The organism is Paraburkholderia sp. 22099 (assembly GCF_052045835.1).
GTDB classification, from domain to species: domain Bacteria; phylum Pseudomonadota; class Gammaproteobacteria; order Burkholderiales; family Burkholderiaceae; genus Paraburkholderia; species Paraburkholderia terricola.
Map to the genome: position 1 here is coordinate 1 of NZ_JBQEPU010000086.1, position 1,112 is coordinate 1,112.

Here is a 1,112-nt window from a genome sequence, read left to right on the forward strand (position 1 = left end):
TACTGATGGGTGCATCAAATATTGCCTTATGTTCTCAGGCGGCGTAACGAACATGCTTTTCCTTGAACAGATTGCGAATCACGTGAGGTTCCTTCTGCCGGCGATGCAGATGCCGACGGACGGTGCCGATCATCGCTGCCTTGCTGGTCGGCCGACTCTTGCCCAGTGCGTTGGTCTTCACGTCCTGATTCAGCAACTCGTCGGGGTTCAGCTCGGGGCAGTAGCCGGGCAGTCGAATCAGACGCAGGCGATCCGCGTTTTCGGCGGCGAATTCCCTGACGGCAACGGACCGGTGGACCGGGTGTCCGTCGACAATCAGATAGATCTTGCGGGTAGCCTGTTTGATCATGCGCTTCATGAACTCGATGAACGTTGCGTTCGTGAACGTGCCCTCGAAGACCATGAAGCTCAGCTCGCCGCGGTTCGTGATCGCCGAAATCATGTTGCAGCCGAAACGTTTCCCGGTCGCCCGCACCACCGGCGTCTCGCCCTTCAGGGCGAAGCTGGTACCGCTGATGTGGTCGCTGCGCAAACCCATTTCGTCACCCCAGTAGATCGTGGCCTGTTCCTGTTTCGCCTCTTTCGCGAGTCGCGGATAATCTTCCTTGAGCCAGCGCTCAATCGCCACGTCATTTCGCTCGTACGCTCGCCGCACCGGCTTCTGGGCGCTCATGCCCCATGCCTTGAGGTACCGGCCAGCCGTCCACTTCGACACCGCGATGCCGCACTCCCGCTCGATCAGTTGCGCGACCGATTCGCGCGTCCACAGGTAGAACGGCAGCGACAGTTGGTCCGGCATCCGTTCGATGATCAACTTGCGGATTCGAACAGCTTGCGTATGCGTCAGGTGGCCGCTTCCCGGACGGCGGCCACGCTTGCCCTGCCTCAGCGCCCTCAAGCCGCCTTCCCGTGCAAGCTTCATCCAGTTGCCGACTGCGCGCAGGCTCACGCCATACGTTCGCGACGCTTCGGCTCGCGTCATTCCGTCACGCACCGCCTGCACCACCATCTTCCTCAGGTGCGCCTGCGTCGCCTGGTCCAGTTTTCGGGCATCAGTTTTCGTCTTCATACCCGTATAACGCGCAAGGCACTATTTGGTGCACCCGTCAGTA

At 60.3% G+C, this 1,112-nt stretch carries 1 protein-coding gene; it reads right to left on the minus strand.

The annotated features are described in order from the left end of the window. Window positions 1-34 precede the first annotated feature (34 nt). A complete protein-coding gene (locus ACTJLC_RS31755; protein ID WP_310136442.1) occupies window positions 35-1,069 on the minus strand; it encodes an IS630 family transposase in 1,035 nt (344 codons plus the stop codon). Between the last annotated feature and the right edge of the window lie 43 nt (window positions 1,070-1,112).

Coding starts and splice junctions, on each gene's coding strand:
- ACTJLC_RS31755 (WP_310136442.1), bottom strand. CDS start 1,069: ATGAAGACGAAAACTGATGCCCGAAAACTGGACCAGGCGACGCAGGCG.